Annotated in this window: 22 protein-coding genes; 9 read left to right on the top strand and 13 right to left on the bottom strand. The window is 72.2% G+C overall.

The annotated features are described in order from the left end of the window. Positions 1-177 precede the first annotated feature (177 nt). Positions 178-333 (bottom strand): hypothetical protein, encoded by a 156-nt coding sequence (locus ACFY6S_RS00880; protein WP_388828693.1) that lies wholly within the window; start codon positions 331-333, stop codon positions 178-180. A gap of 260 nt (positions 334-593) precedes the next feature. Between ACFY6S_RS00880 and ACFY6S_RS00875 the strand changes: the two genes are divergently transcribed. Continuing rightward, positions 594-818: a hypothetical protein gene (locus ACFY6S_RS00875; RefSeq protein ID WP_388829192.1), complete on the top strand. Its 225-nt coding sequence runs from the start codon at positions 594-596 to the stop codon at positions 816-818. Between the two features lie 40 nt (positions 819-858). On the opposite strand, the gene ACFY6S_RS00870 is transcribed toward ACFY6S_RS00875, so the two are convergent. After that, the gene (locus ACFY6S_RS00870) at positions 859-1,317 is read right to left on the bottom strand and encodes an Lrp/AsnC family transcriptional regulator (RefSeq protein ID WP_388828696.1); all 459 of its coding nucleotides are present in this window, start codon (positions 1,315-1,317) and stop codon (positions 859-861) included. A gap of 167 nt (positions 1,318-1,484) precedes the next feature. Here ACFY6S_RS00870 and ACFY6S_RS00865 point away from each other — a divergent pair, with 167 nt between their 5' ends. From ACFY6S_RS00865 to ACFY6S_RS00855, 3 genes are all read left to right on the top strand, one after another. After that, complete coding sequence (locus tag ACFY6S_RS00865) at positions 1,485-2,129, top strand: AzlC family ABC transporter permease (RefSeq protein ID WP_388828699.1); 645 nt, start codon at positions 1,485-1,487, stop codon at positions 2,127-2,129. After that, positions 2,122-2,451 (top strand): branched-chain amino acid transporter permease, encoded by a 330-nt coding sequence (locus ACFY6S_RS00860; protein WP_388828701.1) that lies wholly within the window; start codon positions 2,122-2,124, stop codon positions 2,449-2,451. Before ACFY6S_RS00865 ends, ACFY6S_RS00860 begins: the two co-directional genes overlap by 8 nt. 513 nt (positions 2,452-2,964) lie before the next feature. Then, positions 2,965-3,339 carry a hypothetical protein gene (locus ACFY6S_RS00855; RefSeq protein WP_388828704.1) on the top strand — a complete coding sequence of 125 codons (375 nt, stop codon included), beginning with the start codon at positions 2,965-2,967 and terminating at the stop codon, positions 3,337-3,339. 338 nt (positions 3,340-3,677) lie between these two features. Here the strand turns inward: ACFY6S_RS00855 and ACFY6S_RS00850 are convergent, their stop codons facing one another. The 7 genes from ACFY6S_RS00850 to ACFY6S_RS00820 form a co-directional block, all read right to left on the bottom strand. Further along, complete coding sequence (locus tag ACFY6S_RS00850) at positions 3,678-5,201, bottom strand: aldehyde dehydrogenase family protein (RefSeq protein WP_388828707.1); 1,524 nt, start codon at positions 5,199-5,201, stop codon at positions 3,678-3,680. A gap of 163 nt (positions 5,202-5,364) precedes the next feature. After that, positions 5,365-6,942, bottom strand: a complete 1,578-nt coding sequence (locus tag ACFY6S_RS00845; RefSeq protein WP_388828710.1) for a GMC family oxidoreductase — start codon at positions 6,940-6,942, stop codon at positions 5,365-5,367. 28 nt (positions 6,943-6,970) lie between these two features. Continuing rightward, complete coding sequence (locus tag ACFY6S_RS00840) at positions 6,971-8,467, bottom strand: APC family permease (protein WP_388829152.1); 1,497 nt, start codon at positions 8,465-8,467, stop codon at positions 6,971-6,973. A gap of 65 nt (positions 8,468-8,532) precedes the next feature. Beyond that, positions 8,533-10,002, bottom strand: coding sequence for an aldehyde dehydrogenase family protein (locus ACFY6S_RS00835; RefSeq protein ID WP_388828713.1), 1,470 nt, complete (start codon positions 10,000-10,002; stop codon positions 8,533-8,535). A 164-nt stretch (positions 10,003-10,166) separates the two neighbouring features. Continuing rightward, on the bottom strand, positions 10,167-11,456 hold the full coding sequence (locus ACFY6S_RS00830) for a GAF domain-containing protein (protein WP_388828716.1): 1,290 nt from the start codon (positions 11,454-11,456) through the stop codon (positions 10,167-10,169). Positions 11,457-11,671: 215 nt separating this feature from the next. Beyond that, complete coding sequence (locus ACFY6S_RS00825; RefSeq protein ID WP_388828719.1) at positions 11,672-13,027, bottom strand: SWF or SNF family helicase; 1,356 nt, start codon at positions 13,025-13,027, stop codon at positions 11,672-11,674. Beyond that, complete coding sequence (locus tag ACFY6S_RS00820) at positions 13,024-15,933, bottom strand: DEAD/DEAH box helicase (RefSeq protein WP_388828722.1); 2,910 nt, start codon at positions 15,931-15,933, stop codon at positions 13,024-13,026. The genes ACFY6S_RS00825 and ACFY6S_RS00820 overlap by 4 nt, the downstream gene beginning before the upstream one ends. A gap of 332 nt (positions 15,934-16,265) precedes the next feature. On the opposite strand from ACFY6S_RS00820, the gene ACFY6S_RS00815 reads away from it, so the two are divergent. The 3 genes from ACFY6S_RS00815 to ACFY6S_RS00805 all read left to right on the top strand — a co-directional run bounded on the left by ACFY6S_RS00815 (position 16,266) and on the right by ACFY6S_RS00805 (position 18,227). Beyond that, complete coding sequence (locus tag ACFY6S_RS00815) at positions 16,266-17,381, top strand: acyl-CoA desaturase (RefSeq protein ID WP_388828725.1); 1,116 nt, start codon at positions 16,266-16,268, stop codon at positions 17,379-17,381. Positions 17,382-17,450: 69 nt separating this feature from the next. Further along, on the top strand, positions 17,451-17,633 hold the full coding sequence (locus ACFY6S_RS00810; protein ID WP_388828728.1) for a hypothetical protein: 183 nt from the start codon (positions 17,451-17,453) through the stop codon (positions 17,631-17,633). Between the two features lie 123 nt (positions 17,634-17,756). Next, positions 17,757-18,227, top strand: coding sequence for a GNAT family N-acetyltransferase (locus ACFY6S_RS00805; protein WP_388828731.1), 471 nt, complete (start codon positions 17,757-17,759; stop codon positions 18,225-18,227). A gap of 180 nt (positions 18,228-18,407) precedes the next feature. Here ACFY6S_RS00805 and ACFY6S_RS00800 read toward each other — a convergent pair whose 3' ends face one another. Next, on the bottom strand, positions 18,408-19,007 hold the full coding sequence (locus ACFY6S_RS00800) for a class I SAM-dependent methyltransferase (protein ID WP_388828735.1): 600 nt from the start codon (positions 19,005-19,007) through the stop codon (positions 18,408-18,410). Positions 19,008-19,063: 56 nt separating this feature from the next. Beyond that, entirely contained in the window at positions 19,064-19,492 is a 429-nt protein-coding gene (locus tag ACFY6S_RS00795) for a PPOX class F420-dependent oxidoreductase (protein ID WP_388828738.1), read from the bottom strand. 146 nt (positions 19,493-19,638) lie between these two features. Between ACFY6S_RS00795 and ACFY6S_RS00790 the strand changes: the two genes are divergently transcribed. Further along, entirely contained in the window at positions 19,639-20,052 is a 414-nt protein-coding gene (locus ACFY6S_RS00790; protein WP_388828741.1) for a roadblock/LC7 domain-containing protein, read from the top strand. Positions 20,053-20,206: 154 nt separating this feature from the next. Further along, positions 20,207-21,193, top strand: coding sequence for a DUF6397 family protein (locus tag ACFY6S_RS00785; protein WP_388828744.1), 987 nt, complete (start codon positions 20,207-20,209; stop codon positions 21,191-21,193). 29 nt (positions 21,194-21,222) lie between these two features. On the opposite strand, the gene ACFY6S_RS00780 is transcribed toward ACFY6S_RS00785, so the two are convergent. Continuing rightward, entirely contained in the window at positions 21,223-22,200 is a 978-nt protein-coding gene (locus tag ACFY6S_RS00780) for a fibronectin type III domain-containing protein (protein ID WP_388828747.1), read from the bottom strand. Between the two features lie 197 nt (positions 22,201-22,397). Next, on the bottom strand, positions 22,398-23,138 hold the full coding sequence (locus tag ACFY6S_RS00775; protein WP_388829155.1) for a carbonic anhydrase: 741 nt from the start codon (positions 23,136-23,138) through the stop codon (positions 22,398-22,400). Between the last annotated feature and the right edge of the window lie 153 nt (positions 23,139-23,291).

Genomic DNA, 23,291 nt, shown 5'->3' with positions numbered 1-23,291 from the left:
GACCGAGACCACGTTGTGAGGCGAGTCCAGCCAGACCGTCCGGCGCTCGGGGGTGATGCTCAGGCCCGCGCGGTCGCGTTCCGGCCGTCCTCGTTCGACCCACTTCCGGTAGGCCCGTTCGGCCTCGTTCCAGAGGGAGCGCGGGCCGTACTCGGTGACGACGTAGTCGGCCGCCGCCTACGACGTCCGGTCGTCCGCGAGGATACCGTGTACGTCGCGATGACCCGATCGTACGGCTTCGGCGGCCCCGTGTTCCTCGTCGGCCGCGTCGAGCGCGTACTCGATGCGCCTGTCCACCTCCGGGTCGTAGAGCTCGGCGGCCTCGTCGGCCATCGCCTGACGGTAGGCGGCTTCGTACTCGGCGCGCCGCTGCGGGGTGAGGGACGCCAGCCACGCTTCGTTCCGTCGAGGGGGTATGCGGCCGGCTGCTGGCCGGGGCGTGGCGGTGCTCGCGACGCAGCTCGGCGAGGACGTCGGGGAAGCGGCGCCCGGTGAGCTGCCCGGTCCCCGGGCCGAAGTCACGCCGCCCCGGCCGTCGCCGGAGCGGGGCCGGCGCAACAGGCTGCTCCTGGTGCCGCGCATCGGACCACGCGGTGCCGGACTGGTCGTACTCGTTCGTCGCCGCACTCACCCCGGACCGCATCTCGTGGACGCGGATCCTGGACGTGGTCCGGCTGGGGCCCGCCGACGATGCCACGGCCGTCACCCACCCCCCCCGTCTCCTCGACAGCTTCCGCGTCGGCGTCCCTGCGGACGGCGGCCCGCGCCCACTGCGCGGCCCGGCGACCGTCGACACGGACGAGGATGACGAGCGGTGATGGGGCCCGAGGGCTGACGCGGATCGCATCCCGCCGAGGATCAATCGACGGACTTGATCGTTTTCATGGTGAGGTGGGAGGTGAAGCGCAGGACCCCGGGAAGTCCGCTGAGCTTGCCGGTGAGGAAGGCTTCGCAGGCGGCGTGGTCGGCGACCGCGGCACGGATGAAGTAGTCGGGGCGACCGTACATGCGGCGGAACTCGATGACCTCTTCGTAGGAGGCGACGATCCTCTCGAACTCTTCAAAGCTCTCGCGGTCGTTGGCGTAGATCTCGACATCGATGAGGACTTCGAGGCTGCGGCCGATGGCGGCCGGGTCCATGACGGCCCGGTAGCCGGTGATGATGCCGGCCTCCTCCAGTCGTCTGACGCGGCGCAGGCACGGCGGCGGGGTGAGGCCGACCCGTTTGGCGAGCTCGACGTTGGTCAGACGGCCGTCCTCACGCAGATGCAACAGAATTTCGCGATCTGTCGAATCAAGTGCCATTTCATTGCTCATAACCTGATCATAGAGCCATGATGCGCAACCATATAAGGTCAGTTCTTTCCTAAAATGTCCCCATGTCAATACGCTCTGTTGTCGTCGCGGCGTCCGCACGGCCTGCGCCTGGTCCGGCAGACCCCGCCTCGCCCGAAGCGCGGACAGCGTTCCGCGAATCCCTTTCGGTGGGGCTGGGTTTCGTTCCACTGGGACTTGCCTTCGGGGCGCTCGCCGCCCAATCGGGTCTGGACTGGTGGTGGGCGTCACTGTCGGCCGCGGTCGCCTTCGGCGGCTCGTTCGAGTTCCTGCTGATCGGTCTCGTCGTCGCCACGGCGCCGCTGGCGTCGGTGGCGGCCGCCGCGTTCCTGGTGAACGTGCGGCACGTCTTCTACGCGCTGTCGTTCCCCCTGCACCGCGTGCCCGGCCGGCTCGGCAAGGCGTACAGCACGTTCGCCCTGTGCGACGAGGCGTACGCCCTGGCCTCGGCCGAGCGGGCACGCTCCTGGCCCGCCGCTCGCATCTTGTGGATGCAGTTCTACCTGCACGCGTACTGGACGGGAAGCGCGACCGCCGGGGCGCTGCTGGGCTCTCTCATCCCCGAGGGCGTGACCGGTCTGGACTTCGCCCTGACCGCCCTGTTCACCGTGCTGGCGCTGGACGCGCTGCGGGACCTGCGCGGCGATCTGCCCACCCCGCTGCTCGCCCTGTGCAGTGCTCTCCTGGCCCGGATCCTCTTCCCGGACCAGATGCTGCCGGCCGCCTTCGCGCTGTTCACCGCCGGTCTGCTGGCCCGGCACCTGGTGACCGCCAGGAGGACAAACCGTGCCTGACACCATCTACGCCGTCACCGCCGTCCTTGTCGCCGCCGCGGTCACCTGGGCGCTGCGGGTCCTGCCGTTCGCCGCCCTCGCCCCGCTGCGCTCCAGCAGCACGGTCCACTACCTGAGCACGCGCATGCCGGCCGGCGTCATGCTCATCCTGGTCGTCTACTGCCTGCACGACCTGTCGGTGACCGAGGCACGTTCCGTGGCCCCGCTCGCGGCGCTGGCCGTCACCATCGGCCTTCACCTGTGGCGCCGCAACGCCCTGCTCAGCATCGTCGGTGGCACTGCCGTCCACGTCCTGCTGACCAGCACCCTCTTCGCCGGCTGAACCGGCCCTCGGGCGAGCCGATCAGCACCGTCCCGGCCGGAATGGTGATCATGCTGCCGGTGGCGGCCGTCGCCCCGGCGATGGGCAGTGTGGGGCATGTCAGCCGCCGGCCATCGCGGGAAAGCGCGGTGAGCTGACGTCGCCCGTCAGGACGGTGTCCAGGCCCTTGAAGTCGCGGACATTGTCCTGGCCGAGGTAGATGTTCGTCCACGGGACCAGCTGTCCCTGCGGGACAGGAGACGGGGCACCAGGACCGGGTAGGTCTCGGTCAGCCGGTGCAGCGCGGTGCCGACCGACGTCCCCCTTCTGCGTCCGGCCCCACGAGGTCGCCGGCCGGCTACCTGCTCTCCGTCGGACGTTCACCGTCAACTCTGACTATTCTCAGCCACGTCGACTCGCGCCATCGATGCGAAATTCACGTTCTTCACGCCCGTGACCACTGGGCCAGTAGGCCCGGCGGCGGTTTTCGGGTGTATGTACTACGCCGCGATGCGTCCTGCTGAGGTTAGTCACTTGCAGAAGTCCCAGTGCCGACTGTCAGCGAGCGGATGGGGGCTCCTCAACCTGAAGGCCGGGGTGGTCACGGCGGGGAAGGAGTGGACGGATGACGGTGCCGTTCACGAGGTCCACTCGCTGAAGCGACGGGCGGCCAAGGCGACGAGGCCCGCGCCGATCCCGCCTGCGCCGGTGCGCATGCTGCGCGAGCATATAGAGAGTTTCGGTGGCGCACCCGATGGACGTCTGTTCCGCAATGCAGCGGGAAACCATGTCGATCCTTCCGCGTACGGCATCACATGGGGACGTGCGCGGAAGGCCGCACCGACTTTCGATGAACACGCCCTTGAGCTTGCGACACGCCCCTACGACCTGCGCCACGCACGAATCTGATTCTGGCTTGCCTCCGGTGTCGACCCGGCAGAGTGCGCGCCGCGCCGGACAAAGCATCCCGGTTCCCTTCCGCTGCTCCGCCAGGTTTCTGGCCGAGGCACGGAACCATGCCGACAGCCTGATCGAGGAATCGATGCGAAGGTGGGAGGGGCGGGACGGCGGCGCAGAGGACGCATGAACCGGGCCCTGGCCCGGAAATGCCCCGGAACAGCTGCTCAGAGGTGGGACAGCGGTGGGACACATCGGGAATCACTCCGCACTTCGCCCCGTGGCTCGGATGCGCGCCAAGGAGGGCGCCCGACAGGTGAAACACCTGGTCAGGCGCCCTCCTTCGACGTCTAGAAGAGGCCCATCCTCTTCGGCGAGTACGAGACCAGAAGATTCTTCGTCTGTTGGTAGTGGTCCAGCATCATCCGGTGGTTCTCGCGCCCGATCCCCGACTGCTTGTAGCCGCCGAACGCCGCGTGGGCCGGGTAGGCGTGGTAGCAGTTGGTCCAGACACGTCCCGCCCGGATCGCGCGGCCCGCGCGGTAGGCCGTGTTGCTGTCGCGGGTCCAGACGCCGGCGCCGAGGCCGTACGGGGTGTCGTTGGCTGTCTTGACGGCGTCGTCGAAGTCGCTGAAGGAGGTGACCGCGAGGACGGGGCCGAAGATCTCCTCCTGGAAGACGCGCATCCGGTTGTGGCCCTCGAAGATGGTGGGCTGGACGTAGTAGCCGCCCGCCAGTTCGCCGTCGTACTCGACGCGTTCACCGCCCGTCAGCAACTTGGCGCCCTCCTCCCGGCCGATGTCCAGGTACGAGAGGATCTTCTTGAGCTGGTCGCCGGACGCCTGCGCCCCGATCATGGTGGCCGTGTCCAGCGGGTGGCCGGGCACGATGGCCTCCGTACGGGCCACGGCGGCCTTCAGGAAGTCGCCGTAGTGGCCGCTCTGGACGAGGGCGCGCGAGGGACAGGTGCAGACCTCGCCCTGGTTGAGGGCGAACATGGTGAAGCCTTCGAGCGCCTTGTCGCGGAAGTCGTCGTCGGCAGCCCATACGTCGTCGAAGAAGAGGTTCGGGCTCTTGCCGCCGAGTTCCAGGGTGACCGGTTTGAGGTTCTCCGAGGCGTACTGCATGATCAGCCGCCCGGTCGCGGTCTCCCCGGTGAAGGCGACCTTCGCCACGCGCGGACTGGACGCCAGCGGTTTGCCCGCCTCGGGGCCGAAGCCGTTGACGATGTTGAGGACGCCGGGCGGCAGCAGATCGGCGACCAGACTCATCCAGAGGTGGATCGAGGCCGGGGTCTGCTCGGCCGGTTTGATGACGACGGCGTTGCCCGCGGCCAGGGCCGGTGCCAGCTTCCAGGACGCCATCAGGATCGGGAAGTTCCAGGGGATGATCTGGGCCACCACGCCCAGCGGTTCGTGGAAGTGGTACGCGACGGTGTCGTCGTCGATCTCGCTGAGCGTCCCTTCCTGCGCCCGCAGCGCACCCGCGAAGTAGCGGAAGTGGTCGATGGCCAGAGGGATGTCGGCGGCCAGGGTCTCCCGGACCGGCTTGCCGTTCTCCCAGCTCTCCGCGACCGCCAGCTCCTCCAGATGCGCCTCCATCCGGTCGGCGATCCGGTTCAGCACACCGGCCCGGTCCGTCGCGGACGTCCGTGCCCAGGCGGGCGCGGCACCGTGCGCCGCGTCCAGCGCCCGTTCCACGTCCTCGGCGGTGCCGCGGGCGATCTCGGTGAAGGGGCGCCCGTTGACCGGGCTGGGGTTCTCGAAGTACCGGCCGCGGGCCGGCGGAACGTACTCCCCGCCGATCCAGTGGTCGTAACGGGACTCGAACGAGACGATGGCGCCCGCACTGCCGGGCGCTGTGTACCGGGTCATCTCCGTGGCCTCCCGAATTCCGCGCCGCCCGCCGTTGGGCGACGCCCGCCCGCACGTTAGGCACCCGTACGTTGCGAGCGCGTTGCCCGAGCGGCGGCGGGCCGGATCAGGAGCGGGACGCCGGATCAGGAGGGAGGCGCGGTGCAGGGGGGACCGTGTTCGATCAGGACGGAGTGGCTCTGATCAGATCGGCGCACTTCTCGCCGATCATCATCGTGGTGATACACGGATTGACCGTGGGCAGAAAAGGCATCACCGACGCGTCCGCCACCCGCAGTCCGTCGACTCCCTTGACCCGCAGCGACGGATCGAGCGGTGAGTCCGGATCGCCCGGCGGCCCCATCCGTACCGTGCCCGCCGGGTGGTAGACCGTGTTGTGGGTGGCACGGATGTACGAGAACAGCTCCTCGTCGGAGCGCGCCGACGGCCCCGGCGCCAGTTCCGCCCCGGTCCACTCCGCCATCTCCTCCCGGCCGGCGATCTCCCGGGCCAGCCGCAGCCCGTAGGTCATCACCCGGATGTCGTGCTCGTGGGTGAAGTAGCGGGGATCGACCTCCGGCTTGTCCCGGAAGTCGCGGCTGCGCAGCCGTACCGTCCCCCTCGACCGGGCCCGGGTGACGTTCGGGGTGAGGCAGAACGCGTTGTCCGTGGTCGGATAGCCGCGCCGGTAGGTGTTGAGGTCGAAGGGGACCGAACCGTAGTGGAACATCAGATCCGGCCGGTCCAGGCCCGGTTCCGTGTCGGTGAAGATCCCGATCTCCCACCACTGTGTGGAGGCGGTGACCATGGGGCGCTTCGCCTCCCACATGATCACGCCTTCCGGATGGTCCTGGAGGTGCGAGCCGACCCCGGGGGAGTCCACCCGTACGTCGATCCCGTTGTCGCGCAGATGCCCGCCGGGGCCGATGCCCGACAGCATCAGCAGCTTCGGCGAGTCGATGGCACCGCAGCAGACGATCACCTCGCGCCGCGCCGCCACCGCGCCCGTGTGGATCGTGTCCGGCTCCAGATACTCGACGCCCGTGCACCGCCCGCTCCGGTCGAACGTCAGGCGCTGGGCCTGGAGCCCGGTACGGATCTCCAGGTTCGGCCGGCTCCCCAGGACCGGGTGGAGATAGGACACCGAGGCCGACGAACGGGTGCCGTCCTCGCGGGCGTTGATCTGGAACCAGTGTGCGCCGCGCACCACCGTCGTACCGGTGTTGAACGGGGTGACGGGAATCCCCGTCGCGGCGCACGCGGCCAGCAGCGCCCGGCCGCACGGATCGTTCGGCGGTACGGTCCTGATGGTGACCGGTCCCGACCGGCCGTGGTGGTCCCCGGGCGCGTCGTTGGTCTCCAGCCGCCGGTAGAGCGGGAAGCAGTCCGCCGCGCTCCAGCCCGTACAGCCCAGCGCGCCCCACTCGTCGAGGTCCTCGGCGGGCGCCCAGAAGGCGATGCAGGAGTTGTGCGACGAACAGCCGCCGAGCACCTTGGCGCGGGCGTGCCGCAGGAAGCTGTTGCCGTTGACCTGCGGCTCCACCGGGTAGTCCCAGTCGTAGCCCGACTCCAGCAGGGCCATCCACCGGTCCAGCCGCAGAATGCTCTCGTCCCCCACGTCCGAGGGGCCCGCCTCCAGCACACAGACGCTGACATCAGGGTCCTCGCTCAGCCGCGCCGCGACCACCGATCCGGCCGTTCCGCCCCCGACCACCACGTAGTCGAACGTGTGGACCGTGTTGTCCGCCGGTGTCGGTGTCATCGCTGCTCCAGTTCAGTGGGACCGAAGTTCAGTGGGAACGGTGGGATTCGAGCGTTCCGGTGCGCCCGCGCTGGACGAACCAGTAGTAGGCGAAGCCGCCGACCGCGACGATGCCCACGAAGAGGAAGGCGCCCCAGCGCAGATACCAGTGGTGCGGGCCGGTCGCGTTGTAGACCTCGGGACGCGGCCAGGCGAGGTTGATCGACATGGCCAGCCCCCACAGCACGGCCAGGATGTTGACGGGAAGCCCGAACCGGCCGAGCGAGAAGTGCCCTTCGGCCGGCTGCCAGTCACCGCGCAGCCGACGGATCAGCATCGGTGTGGTGACCAGCAGATAGGCCACGTAGATCATGATGATCGCGATGCTGGTGATCACCGAGAAGATCTGCGGCTGATTGATGTTGATCACCAGAATGCAGATCCCCACGATCCCGATGAAGATCGCGGGCACCACCGGCGTACCGAAACGCGGGCTGACCCGGGCGATCAGCGAGGACGCGGGCAGACAGTTGTCCCGGGCCATCGCGAACGCCAGCCGGATACCGGCCGCCTGCACCGCCAGCGCGCACACCGTGATGGCGACGACCACGCACCACAGCACGATCTGGCCGACGGTCGGGCCGAGGGTGGAGAGCACCACGTACTGGAGCCCGTCCGCCGACAGGCTCTTGGAGCGCAGATCCGGAACGGACAGCAGCGCGAAGAGCAGGATGAGCCCACCGATCAGGAACGACGCGATGAGCGCCCGCAGGATCGCGCGCGGCGCGTTGCGGCTCGGGTTGTGCGACTCCTCGCCGAGCGAGGACGCCGTGTCGAATCCGTACATCACATACGCGGAGGCGAGTGAGGCGGTCAGGAACGCGCCGAAGTAGCCGAGCGATTCGCCGCTGCCGAATCCGTTCGTGCTGACGACCGCGGACGGTCCCCGGGTGATGTGCGCGGCCAGCAGACCGATCAGCACGACGGCGGCGATCAGCTCGATCATCACTCCGGCCGAGTTGATCCGCGCCATCAGCTTCACCCCGAAGGCGTTGACCAAAGTGGTGAAGAGGATCAGAACGCTGCCCAGCAGCACGGCGTTCTTCGCCGCGTCCGTCGCCCCGCGCCCGTCGCCGACGAACTGGAAGACGCCGGAGATCTGCGGCAGCGTGATCTGGTAGGCGAGCGCGACGGCGGCGAGGGAGACCATGGTGGCCGTCACCATCATCCAGCCGCCGAGCCAGCCCACATGCGGTCCGCCGAGCTTCTTCGACCAGTTGTAGACCGAACCGGCGACAGGGTAGCGGGCGGCCAGCTCGCAGAAGCACAGCGCCACCGTCAACTGCCCCAGGAAGACCATCGGCCACGACCACCAGTAGCCGGGCCCGGCGAACTTGACGCCGAAGTAGAACAGCTGGAACGTGCCGGTCAGGATCGAGATGTAGCTGATCCCGGCGGCGAAGGTGTGGAAGTTGCCGAGGGTGCGCTTCAGCTCGGGCTTGTAGCCGAAGTCCTTGAGCCCCTGGTCGTCGTCCTGGCCCTGGATCTCTTCCGCGGTCGGAGGGACGGACGGGGGATCGGGCGGATTCGAGGGGCCCTCGCCGGCTCCGCTCACTCGAACCACCTCAGCGGTTTCGGGGCGAGGTTACGCCATACGTGTTTGGTCTCCTGGTACTCGGCCAGCCCCGCCGGGCCCAGCTCACGGCCGAAGCCGGACTGCTTCATCCCGCCCCACTCCGCCTGCGGTACGTACGGCTGGAAGTCGTTGATCCATACGGTTCCCGCGCGCAGCCGCGCGGCCACCCGGTGCGCCCGGCCGACATCCCCCGACCAGACCGCGCCGGCCAGTCCGTACACCGTGTCGTTGGCCAGCGCGAGCGCCTCGTCCTCGTCGCGGAACCGCTCGACGGTCAGCACCGGGCCGAAGGACTCGTCCCGTACGACGGACATCCCGGGCGTGCACTCGTCCAGCACCGTCGGCAGGTAGTAGAACCCGTCGCGCAGCGCCGGGTCGTCGGGCCGGGCGCCGCCGCAGCGCAGCACCGCGCCCTCCGCGACACCGGCCGCGACATACGCCTCGACCTTGGCGCGGTGCGCCGCGGAGATCAGCGGCCCGGTACGGGCGTGCTCGTCGAAGGGGCCGCCCAAGGGGATCCGCCGGGCCCGGGCGACCACGTCGCCGACGAACGCGTCGTGCAGCTCGTCCTGGACCAGCAGCCGCGCCCCGGCCGAACAGACCTGTCCCGAGTGGAGGAAGATCGCGGTCAGGGCGTAGTCGACCGCCGCCTCGTAGTCGGCGTCGGCGAAGACGATGTTGGGATTCTTGCCGCCCAGTTCCAGAGCGATCCGCTTCACGGTCGGCGCGGCGGCGGCCATGATGCGCCGCCCGGTGACCAGACCGCCGGTGAACGACACCAGATCGACCCGGGGATCCTCGGTGAGCGGCGCCCCCACGGACGCTCCCGTGCCCAGGACGAGATTGGCGGCCCCGGCGGGCAGCCCCGCCTCGGCCAGCAGCCGCATCAGGAGAACGGCCGTGTGCGGGGTCAGCTCACTGGGCTTGAGGACGAAGGTGTTGCCCGCCCCGAGCGCGGGGGCGACCTTCCACGCGGTCTGGAGCAGCGGGTAGTTCCACGGGGTGATCAGCGCGCACACACCGACCGGCTCGTGCACCACCCGGCTGTCCACTCCCGGGTCCCCGGTGTCGACGACCCGGTCCGTGCCGCCGGCGGCCGTCAGCGCACCGAAGTAGCGGAAGCAGTTCGCGATGTCGTCCATGTCGTACTCGCTCTCCACGAGCCGTTTCCCGGTGTCCAGGGACTCGGCTCTCGCGAGTACAGCCTTGTCGCGTTCCAGCAGGTCGGCGACGCGCGACAGCAGCCTGCCGCGCTCGGCCGCCGGGGTCGACGGCCACGGGCCGCGGTCGTACGCCTCCCTGGCCGCGCCGATCGCCGCGGCCGCGTCCTCGGGCCCGGCCTCGTCCACGGTCGCCACCAGGGAACCGTCCGCGGGACAGCGGATCTCACGGGTGCCCCCGCCCGCGGCCGAGGTCCAGGTGCCACCGATGAACAGCTCCGGCATGACGGCTCCTCCGGGTCGGCCGTGGAATCGGGCGGAGCGCTCCGGCACGCTCCCGCCGGTCGCCGGACCGCGCCGGGATGCTCCATCCACCGACACTAAGGAGATATGTCCGCATCCGCCTGTGGGCGGTCGTGGGGGACGGACGGGCAGCGGCGGGTGCGGTGTCAGCGGCGCTGCCAGGCGTCCAGTTCGCGTACCCGCGCGAGCGCCGCCGGGCGCTGGGGCACGGGGAGGGCCGAGGCGAGCGCCCGCCACACCGGCAGATCGTCCTCGCCCCACGGGCTGTAGGCCCAGTCGGCCAGCAGCCTCGGGTCGCGCCGGGCGATCAGCGCCGCCCGCAGCTGGTCCGCCAGACGGCGGCGCAGCCGTACCACCGTCGGCGCCTGCGAGCCGGGCAGCAGCGGCCCGGTGTACGCGCCCATCGCCGAGGTCAGGGCCCCGGACGCCAGATGGCGGGCCACGACGTCGAAGTCCGCGTCGACGGGCCCGGCCAGCCGGTAGGGACGCGAACACAGCAGCCCCGGCCCGAGCAGTGCCCGCAGCCGGGAGAGTTCGGCGCGCGGGGTGACCGGTGTGACCGATCCCTCCTCGTACAGTTCCACCAGCAGCTCGTCCCCGGTGACCCCGTCGGGGCGATGCGCCAGCAGGGTGAGGATCTCACTGTGCCGGGGGCTCAGCCCCACCTTCCGTCCGTCCGCCACGAGCAGCGCGCCGTCACGGCCCAGCGCCGACAGACGTACGGTCCCGGCCGCCGGCGCCGGTGCGGCCAGGGCGAGCTGCGACTCGGCGGCCCGCGCCACCGCGCCGACGAAGGCGAGGCTGTGCGGATGGGCGAGCCGGTCGCCGCCCGTGATGTCGACCGCGCCCAGCAGCCGGCCGGTGCACGGATCGTGGACGGGCGCCGCCGCGCAGGTCCAGGGATGCGCCGGCCGCTGGAAGTGCTCGGCTGCGAAGACCTGTACGGGCCGGTCGACGGCGATCGCCGTGCCGGGCGCGTTCGTCCCGGTCGCCGCCTCCGCCCAGCGCGCTCCCGGTACGAAGTTCATCCGGCGGGCCAGCAGCCGGGTCGCCCGGTGCCCCTCGACCCACAGCAGCCGCCCGTGCGCGTCGCACACCGCCATGAGGTGCTCGCCGTCCAGGGCGTAACCGCCCATCAGCTCCCGGAACAGCGGCATCACCCGGGACAGCGGATGGGCGTCGCGGTAGGCGGCGAGCTCGTCGTCCGGCAGCTCCACCTGCGCTGTCCCCTCGGGGTGCACCCGGGCCCGCGCCGAACGCCGCCAGGAGTCCGCCACCACCGGGCGGACCGGCCGCTCGACCAGCCCCGCGTTCGCGTACGACTCGTAGGCCCGGCGCAGCGCTCCCCGGCGCCGCGCCGGATCGGCGCCCGCCTCCAGCGCCACCCAGGTGTCGGTCAACGGCGCCTCCCGGTCGCACCTCGCGGAAGGGAACATCGTCGCTCCGGTCGGCCGGACGGGGCAAGCGCGCGTGCACGTCGGCGGCCCCGGACACGCCCGGCCGAGGAGCGGGCCGGGACGGGCGGGACGGGGGAGCGGGAGGAGGAGGGCCGGGGATGCGCCGGCCTCCGAGCCCCGTGACCCAGGGGCCGCCGGTCACCCGATCGGCCGAAGCACACCCCGGGCGCCCCCGGCACCGCACCCTGCCCGGATCACTCGGCCGACTCGGCCGCCACAGCGGTCACCGCGGCCAGAGCCGCCGCCGGATCGTGGTCGCCCGGCCCCGCCGGGACCCACCGGCCACGCTCCTCCCGGTAGGGCCACCAGCGCCCGTCGGGCCCGTACCGCAGCTGCGCAGGAACGTGCTCCGGCGGCGCCCCGGCCGCATTCCAGCGACCCGCGCCGGCGTGGCGCAGGGCCGGGCGGTCGCCCTCCTCCCAGGCCGCGCCGAGGGCCGCCTCGGCCCGGAGGAGGGCCGCGGTGTCCGGGGCCCACTCCCCGTCGAGCACGGCCAGCGCCTCGGCGCCCCCGTACCGCCACGCGCGCACCGCCGGGTCCAGCTCCTCGGGTGCCGGTCCGGCGCCCGCCGCGAGGCGTCCGGTGAGGGACGCGGTGGGGTGCCCCACGGTCCGCCCGGCGGCCGGAGGTGCGGCGGCGGCGAGCCGTACGCAGTCCTGACGTACCGTCAATTCCTGCTCCACCGGCTGCTGTCCGTGGTCCGGACGGAGCGCGTCGGAGAGCATCCGCAGCGCACGCGCCGCCGTCGCCGCGGCCAGGAACCCCAGTGCCTCCGTGTCCACACCGTCCGGCGGAGCCTTCCCGGTGTCCAGCGACGGCGGCTGTCCCGGCTCCGGTGGCAGCGGTCCGGGAGCGGGCAGCGGCGGCAGTATGTCCCGCGCGGCGAAGGCCGTCACCGCGTCCACCCCGGCAGGGGATCCGCTGCCCGTCGGTGTGCCACCGTCCGCCGGCGCTCCGTCGTCCACCGGCGCCCCGCGCCGCTGGAGCGCGTCGAGGAAACCGCGCTCGCTCCGGCCGCGCAACAGCAGCAGCACGAACGGGTCCTGGTCCAGCAGCCGCGCCAACTGGTAGCAGAGCGCGGCGGAATGCGCGCAGTGGTCCCACGCCTCGCAGCCGCACTCCGGCTCCAGATCGCCCAGGCCGGGCAGCAGTTCCACCCCCGCGCTCGCCGCGTCCTCCACCAGATGCGGCGGCATGTCCCGGTCGAGCAGCGCCGCGACGTGGCCCGCCCGGTCGGCGGCCATCGCGACGAAACGGTCCCACTCCTCGTCGGTCAGCCGCCGCAGCAGTACGTCACTGCGGTGTGCGGAGCCGTCCCGGTCCCTGACCACAGCGGTGATCCGGCCGGGCCGCACCGAGACGGCGCCGACCGCGCCTTCCCTGGCCCGCGCCCGTCCCGCGCGCAGCTGCCCGCCGTCCAGCGCCGCGTCCTCCAGCGCCTTCAGCCAGGCCCGGCCCCACCAGGTGACCGCGAAACCCCGGCCCCGGGCGGGCGGTGCCGCGGCGAAGGTGCGCACCTCGTCGTCGGCCGTACGGTCCGTACCGCTCATCGGGCGCCCCCTCGCAACTCCACCAGATCCGCCAGTTCGGCGTCGGTCAATTCGGTCAGGGCGGCCTCGCCGGAGCCCAGCACGGCGTCGGCCAGCCGCTGCTTGCGCGCCAGCATCTCGGAGATCCGGTCCTCGATCGTGCCCTCGGTGATCATCCGGTGCACCTGCACGGGGCGGTCCTGGCCGATCCGGTACGCGCGATCCGTCGCCTGTGCCTCCACGGCGGGATTCCACCAGCGGTCGAAGTGCACGACATGCTCGGCCCGGGTGAGGTTGAGTCCCGTGCCCGCCGCTTTCAACGACAGCAGGAAGACGGGGATCCCGCCGCTCTGGAAGCGGTCGACCATGGCCTCGCGCTCAAGAATCGGGGTGCCCCCGTGCAGGAAGCCCGTCGGCACACCGCGCGCCGTCAGATGTCTCTCCAGCAGCCGCGCCATCCGTACGTACTGGGTGAAGACCAGCACGCTCGCGCCCTCCGCCAGGATGGTGTCGAGCAGCTCGTCCAGCAGCTCCAGCTTGCCGGAACGGTCCGCGAGGCGCGGCTGTTCCTCCTTCAGATACTGCGCGGGATGGTTGCAGATCTGCTTGAGCGAGGTCAGCAGCTTGACGATCAGCCCGCGCCGCTCGATGCCGTCCGCCTCCGCGATCGCCGCGAGTGTCTCCCGTACCACCGCCTCGTACAGCCCGGCCTGCTCCCCGGTGAGAGAGACGGCCCGGTCGGTCTCGGTCTTCGGCGGCAGCTCGGGCGCGATGCCCGGATCGGACTTGCGGCGGCGCAGCAGGAACGGCCGGATCAGGGCGGCGAGCCGCTCGGCGGCCGCCGGGTCCTCGCCGCTCTCGACGGACCTGGCGTAGCGCGTACGGAAGGTGCCGAGGCGGCCCAGGAGGCCGGGGGTCGTCCAGTCGAGGAGAGCCCACAGCTCGGAGAGGTTGTTCTCGACGGGCGTGCCGGAGAGCGCGACCCTGGCGCGACCGCCGATGGTGCGCAGCTGCCCGGCGGTCGCGGAGTACGGGTTCTTGACGTGCTGCGCCTCGTCGGCGACGACCAGGCCCCAGTCGGTGGCGGCGAGCCTCGCCGCGTCCAGCCGCATCGTGCCGTACGTGGTGAGGACGAACTCGCCGTCCACCAGGGCCTCCAGGGTGCGCGACGCGCCGTGGAAGCGGCGTACGGCGGTGCCAGGGGCGAACCTTTCGATCTCGCGCTGCCAGTTGCCCATCAGCGAGGCGGGGCAGACGACCAGGGTCGGACCCGCCGTCGCCGGCTCGGTCGCGCGGAGCAGATGGAGCGCGATGAGGGTGATGGTCTTGCCCAGCCCCATGTCGTCGGCGAGGCAGCCGCCGAGCCCGAGCGAGGTCATGCGGTGCAGCCAGTTCAGGCCGCGCAGCTGGTAGTCCCGCAGGGTCGCGGCGAGCGCGGCGGGCTGACCGACGCGCTGTTCCGCGCGCTCGGGGTCGGCGAGCAGGTCGCGCAGACCGGCGAGGGCGCCCGTGGCGTGGACCTCCACCCGGCGGCCGTCGGCCTCGGTGGAACCGGTGAGGACGGCTTCGAGCGCGTCGACCGGGGTGAGGGTGCGGTCCCGGCTCTCCCGGGCGCGGCGTGCCTGTGCCGGGTCGATCAGCACCCACTGGTCGCGCAGCCGGACGACGGGGCGGCTCGCCTCGGCGAGCCGGTCCAGCTCGGCGCGGTCGAGACGCAGGTCGCCCAGCGCGAACTGCCAGGTGAAGGAGAGCAGGGCGTCGGCGGAGAGGAAGGACGGCAGACCGCTGCCGGTCCGGTCGGCAGCCGGGGCGCTCGCGGCCTCCCCGGCGCCGGGGAGGCCGAGCGTCGCGCTCGCGCTGAGCGTCCGCGCCATGTTCCGGGGCCAGTGCACCCGGACCCCGGTCGCGGCGAGCGTGTGCGTCGCCTCACCGAGCAGCTCCGCGATGTCCTCGTCGGCGAGTTCGATCGCGTCGGGCACGGCGGCGGAGAGCAGCGGCGCCAGGGGCGGCCAGGCGCGGGCGGCCCGGTGCAGGGCCAGCAGGGCGTCCGTCCGGGCGCGCGCGCCGAAGGCCGGCCCCGCCGAGCCGGACCACACGGCGCGCGCGTCCGCGACGGCCGTCGGATCACTGACGCTGTGCATCTGGAGCACGGCGCGGAAGGCGGCCGGGGGCGTGGCCGGCCCACCGCCGGGCGGATCGGTGTCCGTGAGGCCGGGCAGCTCGACACGGAGCGAGAGCCGTACGCCCGCGTCATGACCGGCCGCCACGTCGTCGGCCCAGCCGCGCAGTGCGGGGAAACGGCGGGGCGGCACGGCGGTGAAGGCCGGGCCGCCCGTGACGGTCGGCGCGGCGGGGGTGCGCGGCAGCCCGTCGATCACCGCGTCGAGGAAGTCCCGCAGCAGCCGTTCGGGCTCCGGAAGGAGATAAGGACCGGGGCCCGAGGCATCCACCGGAACGGCGTGCGCGCCCGGCGGCATCGAGGCCGCGAGCGTACGGATCCGGTCGAGGTCCTCCGCGTCCAGCGGCCCGGCCCGCCACGCGTCGTGACCCGAGGCGGTGAGGCCCGGCAGCAGCCTTCCCCGGGCGGCGAGTCGCAGCGCGAGCAGTGCGGCCGAGCCCCAGAAGGCGGCCGAAGGCGAGGCGTTCGCCGAGGTGCGCCCCCTGGTGAGAAGCGGCAGGGCCGCCGCCACCGGCATCGACAGCGCCTCGACCGTGCGAAGACGGCCCTCGGCGTCGACGATCACCAGCTCCTCCCCGGCCCGAGCCGGGGAGCACTCCGGGGAGCCCGGCCGGGACGGTGGTCCCGCACCGGCGGGGTGCCAGTAGGCGATTCTGCCCGCCCGGGCCGGGTCCGCGGGCAGAAAGACGGTGGAACCGCCGACCGGTCCGGCGATTGCGGAGAGTGTCGCCACGGGGAGTCCGCGCACGGAGAAATGCACTCCTCAAGTTTGACTACTGCGAGCAGAGGCGGCCGAGGGTACCCCATGCGCGCGGTCGTGCGGGCCCCGCGCCCCGGAGACCCGGCGCCCGCCCTCCCCACGAGGCCCCCCGCGCCGGTGCACTCGGCGACACCCCCGGTTCCCGTGAACCCCCCATGGGTTCGGGGGGATTGCCTCATGGTCCGCCGGGCCGCGCCACCGTACGTTTCAAGAGGTCGAGCGCGGTCCGCGCGCCCCGCTCCCGCCTTATTCCTCTTCCCGTCCTGCCACCCCGACGCGCCCTAGCCCAGCCCTGCCCTGCCGACAGACCGGAGACAGACATGCCCCGAACCGCCACAGCCCCCGTCGCGGAGCCCGTACCCGAGCCCGCGTCCGTTCCGGAGCCCGGAGCAGCGCCCGGACCCACGGCCGTGCGCGGGGGCGGCAGCGACTTCGCCCCGCTTCTGCGGACGGTGCGGGAGCAGGGTCTCCTGGAGCGCCGGCCCGGCTGGTACCTCCGGGGCATCACCGTCAATCTGCTGCTGCTCGCCGCGATCGTCGCCGCGATGGTGCTGCTCGGCCCCTCGTGGTGGACGCTGCTGCTGGCCCCGCCCCTGGCGGTCCTGTCCGCCCGGATGGCGTTCGTCGGCCATGACGCGGGACATGCGCAGATCACCGCCGACCGGAAGAGGGGACGCCTCGTCCAGCTCGTCCATGCCAATCTGCTGCTCGGTATGAGCCAGGAATGGTGGAACGACAAGCACAACCGGCATCACGCCAACCCCAACCACGTCGACAAGGACCCCGATGTCGCGGCCGACATCCTGGTCTTCACCCAGCGGCAGACCGGGGACCGTACCGGAGTGCGGCGCTGGCTCACCCGGCACCAGGCGTGGCTGTTCTTCCCGCTGACCACCCTGGAGGGGATCGCCCTCAAGGTGTACGGCTTCCAGGCCGTCCTGTCCCGCGAGAGCGACGGCATGCCCCGGCGCCGCCGGGCGGTGGAGGGCGGGCTGCTGGTGGCGCATGTCGCCGGCTACGCGACGCTGCTGCTCACCACGCTGACCGTCGGCCAGGCCGTTGTCTTCGCCCTGATCCACCAGATGCTGCTCGGTCTCCATCTCGGGATGGCGTTCGCCCCCAATCACAAGGGCATGGAGATGCCCGACCCCGAGAACAGCGACGACTGGGGGCATCTGCGCAGGCAGGTCCTCACCTCACGGAACATCAGGGGCGGGGCCCTCACGGACTGGTTCCTCGGCGGCCTGAACTACCAGATCGAACACCATCTCTTTCCCAGCATGCCCCGCCCCCACCTGCGGCTCGCCCAGCCGCTGGTACGGGCCCACTGCCGTACGCTGGGGCTCCCGTACACCGAGACCGGTCTGATCGAGTCGTACCGCCAGGCACTCGGCCATCTGCACGAGGTCGGCGAACCGCTGCGCGCCGGCGCATAGCGGAACTGCCGGACGGTCGGACACGTTCATCGAGCAGGAGCGGCCGGGCCGCAGGGGAGGCGTAAAGAGATGTCGACAAACGCGAAGTTCGCCATCGGGAGAGTGGCCGTGGGCCTTCTTCTGTGGCCACTGATCGGTTTCTGGCTCGCGCTGCTGGTGGTGATCGCACTACCGGCAGCCGCCTCTCTGCTGCTGGACCCGTCGCAGCGCCGCAGACTGCGCCGGATCAACCGGAAGGAAGTCGGCCGCTGAGCGGGTGAGCCGGTGAGTCGCCCGGGCCGGGACCACGTCCCGGCCCGGGCGTGTGCGGGGCCGGGACGTGGTCCCGGCCCCGCGAGGCATGCCGGGTATCCGCGGTGCGTAGGGTGGTGAACCGTGAAAATCCACCCCGTCTCCTATGACCACCCCCACGCCGTCGACCTCGGCGACCAGGCGCAGGCGGAGTACACCCGCAGGTACGGATCCGGCGATGTGACGCCTCTGCGAGCCGCGTACTTCGCCCCGCCGAACGGGATCTACCTCCTCGGATACGACGCGGACGCGCCCGTGGCCTCCGGTGGATGGCGCTCCCAGGACGCGAAGGAGGAGGGGTACGCGCGCGGTGACGCCGAACTGAAGCGGATGTTCGTGGTCCCCGAGGCGCGCGGTCGGGGGCTCTCCCGCCGGATCCTGGCCGCTCTGGAGCAGAGCGCGCGGGAGGCGGGGCGGATGCGGATGGTCCTGGAGACCGGTGACCTGCTGGCCGAGGCGGTCGCCCTCTACGTCTCCAGCGGCTACGTGCCGACGGACGCCTTCGGGACGTATCGCGACGACCCGGAAAGCATCTTCTTCGCGAAGGTGCTGTAGCGGCGCGGCCGGGTGAGGCGGGGTGCGGCCAGGTGCGCCGGAGGGCCGGGCGGTCCGCACGCCGGGGCCCGCTCGGACGGCCCGGCGCGGCCGGCTCGGGCGGAGGCCCTCCTCGGGCCCCGCGCCCCCCGTCGTCACATTCCTCGGCCGTCAGCCGCGGCGGGCATCCTGGTGGACGGGTCAGCCGCGGCGGACGGCCAGGGCCAGGAAGCGCGAGTCCTCGTCGGTGTACGACTCCAGCAGCCAACCCGCGGCCGCCAGCAGCGGGCGCAGCCGGTGCTCGGCCCGCAGATCGTCGTCCGTGAGCCGCCGGCCCTGCCGTGCGGCGAGCGCGGCACGGCCGAGCGGATGGAAGAGCGCGAGCCGGCCGCCGGGCCGTACCACCCTGGCCAGCTCACCGAGATTCCGCCCGGGGTCCGGCAGATGCCCGATCAGTCCCGCGCCGAACACCGCGTCCAGCGCCTGGTCGCGCAGCGGCAGCAGCGTCACATCCGCGAGCAGGAGCCGTCCGCTGCGGTCCCGGCCCGCCTTTACGGCCTCGTCCAGCATCGCCGGGGTCAGATCGGCGCCCAGCACCGTCCCCCGCTCGCCCACCGCCTCCCGCAGGGGCGGCAGGGCGCGTCCCGTGCCGCATCCCGCGTCCAGCACGGTGTCGCCGGGGCGCGGTCCGAGCGCGGCGACGGCGGCGGCGTACGCGGGACCGTCGTCGGGGAAGCGCCGGTCCCAGTCCGCCGCGCGGGCGCCGAAGAACTCCTGCACATGGGTGTGGTCATGAGCCATGGGGACATGATGCTCCCTGCGCGCCCCGGCTCGTCCGGCGGTCGGGCACCGGTCGGTCAGTCGGCCACCGCCGCGATCGCGGACACCTTCTCGATCCGCACCCGCACCACCAGCTCGCCCGGCACGGCGTTGCGCCGGCCGAACTCCCGCGCCTGCTCCTCGCCCATGTACCGCGCGGCGATCCTGGTGGACCAGGTGAGCAGCTGTTCCGGGTCCTCGTCGGTCTCGGCCCGGCCCTGGATCACGACGAAGGAGAAGGGCGGGCATTCGTCGTCCACGCAGAGGGCCACCCGGCCGTCCCGCAGCAGGTTCCGGCCCTTCACGGTCGTCCTGCCGGTGTTGAAGACAAGATCGTCGCCGTCCAGGACGAACCAGATGGGCGCGATGTGCGGACTTCCGTCGGCCCGTACGGTGGACAGTTTCCCGGTACGCGTGCCGGTGGAGACGAAGGTCTTCCACTCGTCCGTGCTCATGTTTGTCGCCATGGCCACATTTTCCGCCGACGGGGGATCCGGCGCGATACGAGGCTCGTCGGACACACCGGGCTCCGGAGCCGCTTGCGCGGGAGCGGCCGGTACGGAACGCTACGGGCGTTGCGGACACGGGAACATGTGAACGGGGAGGGACGGCCATGCCACTCGAAAAGGGTCTTGACTGGCTGCTGGATGACCTGACCGAGCGGGTCGAACACATCAAGCACGCGCTGGTGCTCTCCAACGACGGTCTGGTGACGGGGGCCAGTTCGGGGCTGGCGCGCGAGGACGCCGAACACCTCGCGGCGGTCTCCTCGGGGCTGCACAGCCTCGCGCGCGGATCGGGGCGGCACTTCAAGGCGGGACAGGCCCGGCAGACCATGGTGGAGTTCGACGAGGCGCTCCTGTTCGTCACCGCGGCGGGGGAGGGCAGCTGCCTGTGTGTCCTCACCACGGCGGAGGCCGATGTCGGCCAGGTGGCCTACGAGATGACGCTGCTGGTCAACCGGGTCGGTGAGCACCTCGGTGTCGCGGCGCGACAGCCGGGCGGCACCAGCCTGAGCGGCCTCTGAGCGGAAGAACGCGCAGCCCGCGCCGCCATGGGCGCGGGGCTGCCGCCGACGTGGACGCGGCCCGATCGAGGAGTTATCCACAGGCCGAGCGGGCGCGCCCCGGCCCACGCTACGGTCGTCACCGAGAGTAATGGGTACTCACGGGGGGATCATCATGTCCGTCGGTGACGCAGGGACGCGGAGGCCGGAATCGGTCGGTGTCGACCGGGCCGCACAGGAACTGGAGCTGAGGCGCGGAGAGTTCGCGCTCGCCGCGCAGTTGGGGCACATCCGTACCGTCGCGGGGGCGGCGGTCGGCCCTCGGCAGGTCACCAGGCAGGAGATCGACCGCTTACGCGCCGCCGAAGGGTTCCCCGGCGCGCTGCGCGAGCGGGTGCGGACCGTGGGCACCGCCGAGGGCGCCGAGCTGATGTCCGTCACTCCCGGGCGCTTCACGCGGCTGGCGCGGGCCGGGTTCGTGGCGCCGGTGAAGTTCTACCTCAACCGGTACCGGGCGGTGGTGTGGCTCTATCTGGCCGATGATCTGCGGGCGTTCGTCGCGACGGAGCCGGTCCTGCTGACCGGCCGGTTCCCGCAGGCGCTGCGCGCCGGACTCGACGCGGGGGAGGACCGCAGGCCGCGCAATTGGCGCGGTCGGCGCGTCGGCCTGCTGCTGCACGAGAGCGATGACGCCTGGGAGCGGGCCGCCGTCGTCGGCTCTGTGCTCGACCCGGCCCACCTCGCCGAGTTGGTGCGCGACCCTTATGAGCGTGCCTATCTGAACCGGCTCCGGCCCGATCTCGCCCAGACCCACTCCGCGTCGGAGGCGGCGCGCGAGGTGGTGCGGCGGCTGGTGGTGGCGGACGACCCGGACGAGATCCGGTGGCATCACGCCGGTCTGGAGGGCCTGTTGGCCAAGGCCCGGTCCGTGCGGCCCGCCCCGCGCCCCGAGGGGGCCGCCCGCCTCGGGCCGCCGCAGCGGCGGGGGGCTGTCGCGTCGCGCCCGCCCGGCGGGCACGCGCCGTCGCGGCCCAAGCGCCGGGGGCGGCTGCTGGCCCGGCTGCGGATCGGACGGGGCGCGCGGTCCGGTCGGCTCGTCCTCGGACGGGTCGATGGCTCCATGCGTGACGTCGACGCGCCCAGCGGTGGTGAGAGGCGGTGACGCGGTCGACGGTGGTGCCCGCGCCGGTCTCAGGGGCGGTCCGCTCCGGTGACGAACGTCCGCTCCGGGGAGAACGCGCCCCAGGTGCCGTCGGGCAGCCGGGCCCTGAGCTTCACCCGGTAGGTCTCGCCGGCCTTCTTGCTCACGTACACGCTGTAGGTGGCCCGGCCCTTGGGGGCCTGCGCGCCCCAGACCAGCGTGGTCGCGAAGGACCCGTCCAGATAGATCTGGTACTCGGGGACGTCAACACCGGTGTCCGGGGCCAGCCAGGACAGATCGGCGTAGTACGCGCCGTCGGCGGTGTGCGTCGCGGCCCGGAAGCCGGTCGGGGCGGTGTCGGGGTCGTCCCCCGGCCCGCGCGGGGTGGTGATCTCGACCGTCCGCCCGGCCGGCGAGGTGCGGTCGGCCGCGTCGCGGGCGGTGACGGTGAAGCGGTAGTGGGTGCCCGGGCGCAGCCGGGTGATCCGCGCGGAGGTGGCGTCGCCCGCGACACTGTGGACGCGCGCGTCGCCCTGGAGGATGTCGTAGGAGACGATGCCCCGGCCGTCCTCGGGGCGGTCCCAGCTCAGCCGGGCGCCCCGGGGGCCGTCGCTCTTTCCCGTCACCCCGGTGGGCCGGGCGGGGGGTTCGGTGTCCTCGGTGACGTCGGCGGGGGTGGTGACCGGCACGTCACCGCTGTGCGGGGAGAGCGCGCCCTCGGCGCCGCGGGCGCGGACGGTGAAGGTGTAAGAGGTCGACGGCTTCAGCCCGGAGACATCGATCATGTTCCGTTCGGCCGGGACGTCCTTCACCTTCACGCCGCCCCGGTACACCTCGTACACGCGCACCCCGGCGGCTTCCGGAGCCCGCTCCCACATGACGTGGACGGAGGTGGCGCTCCCGGCCTGGGCCGTGACCCCGGCGGGCGCGGGAGGTGGCTGGGCCGGGTCGTCGTTCGCGCCGCACCCGGCCAGGGCGAGCAGGAGCGAGGCCGGTACGAGCGCGGCACGTGCGGCGTTCCTTGGCATGGCCGTTTCCTTCGTCTGCACACCCGGGGCAATTGGTCTGGACCATGTATGACACAGCTGTCGGGTTCACATCAAGAGGGCGGACGGTTCGGATGAGGGAGAGGGTGCGACGCGCCGCCGCCCCGCTCCGGCGGGAGCGGGGCGGCGGAAAGGCGAGGGGCCGCTCCGGCCGTGCGGTTGCCGGAAGCGGTGCGGGGTCAGCTGATGCGGTGGACGAGTTGGGTCGTGAGCTCGTAGCGCGCGCCGACGACGGCCAGCTTCCCTCCGGCGATCCTGGCGGCGAGGTCGGGTTCCGCGGCGAGACGCGCGCGTACGGCGTTGACCTGCGCGCTCACGGTGGAGTCGACGCGCTCGGCGCCTTCCCTGGTGTGGTCGATGGCGGGGCGGATCTCGTCCGCCAGATACTGGATGTGCGCCGGGAGGCGCGCCCCGGTCCGGTCCGCCTCGACAGCCGCGGCGACGGCGCCGCACGACTGGTGCCCGAGGACCAGGATCAGCGGGATCTCCAGTTCCAGCGCGCCGTAGCAGATGCTGCCGAGCACGGCCTCGTCCAGGACCTCGCCGGCCGAGCGCACGGTCATCAGGTCACCGAGCCCCTGATCGAAGGCCAACTCCGGTGGCACGCGCGAGTCGATGCAGCCGAGGACGACGGCGAAAGGGTGCTGGCCCGACACGAGAGCCTGGCGCACCGTCCTCGTCTCGTGCGGGTGCTGCTCGCGGAAGGTCCGCCAGCGGCGGTTGCCCTCGGTGAGTTCCCGGAGCGCCTCGTCCGGGGTGGTCGGCCGGGGGCGTTCCGGGCGGGCCCTGGTGGCGGCGCTCGCGGAGGGCGCGGTCAGGCCCGCCGCCGCGGTGGCGGCGGTTCCCGCGAGGGCCGCGCGGAGCAGGGAGCGACGGGGAGAGCCCGTGGGGGAGGCGGCACGCGCCTGTCTGGTCGTTATCACGGCCGGAGACTATCCGTGACATCTTTGGCCATTGGTTTCTGTTGGCGAGAAATTGACCTGATCTTGAGTCAACTGCCCCTCGGCCACCGGGGATTCGGCGGCGGTGGCCCGGAGCGCAGTGTCGAGCGCCGTCGTCCCGGCGCCGCCCGG

The organism is Streptomyces sp. NPDC012835, from assembly GCF_042900885.1.
GTDB lineage: Bacteria > Actinomycetota > Actinomycetes > Streptomycetales > Streptomycetaceae > Streptomyces.
This window is presented reverse-complemented; position numbering and strand designations above follow the sequence as displayed.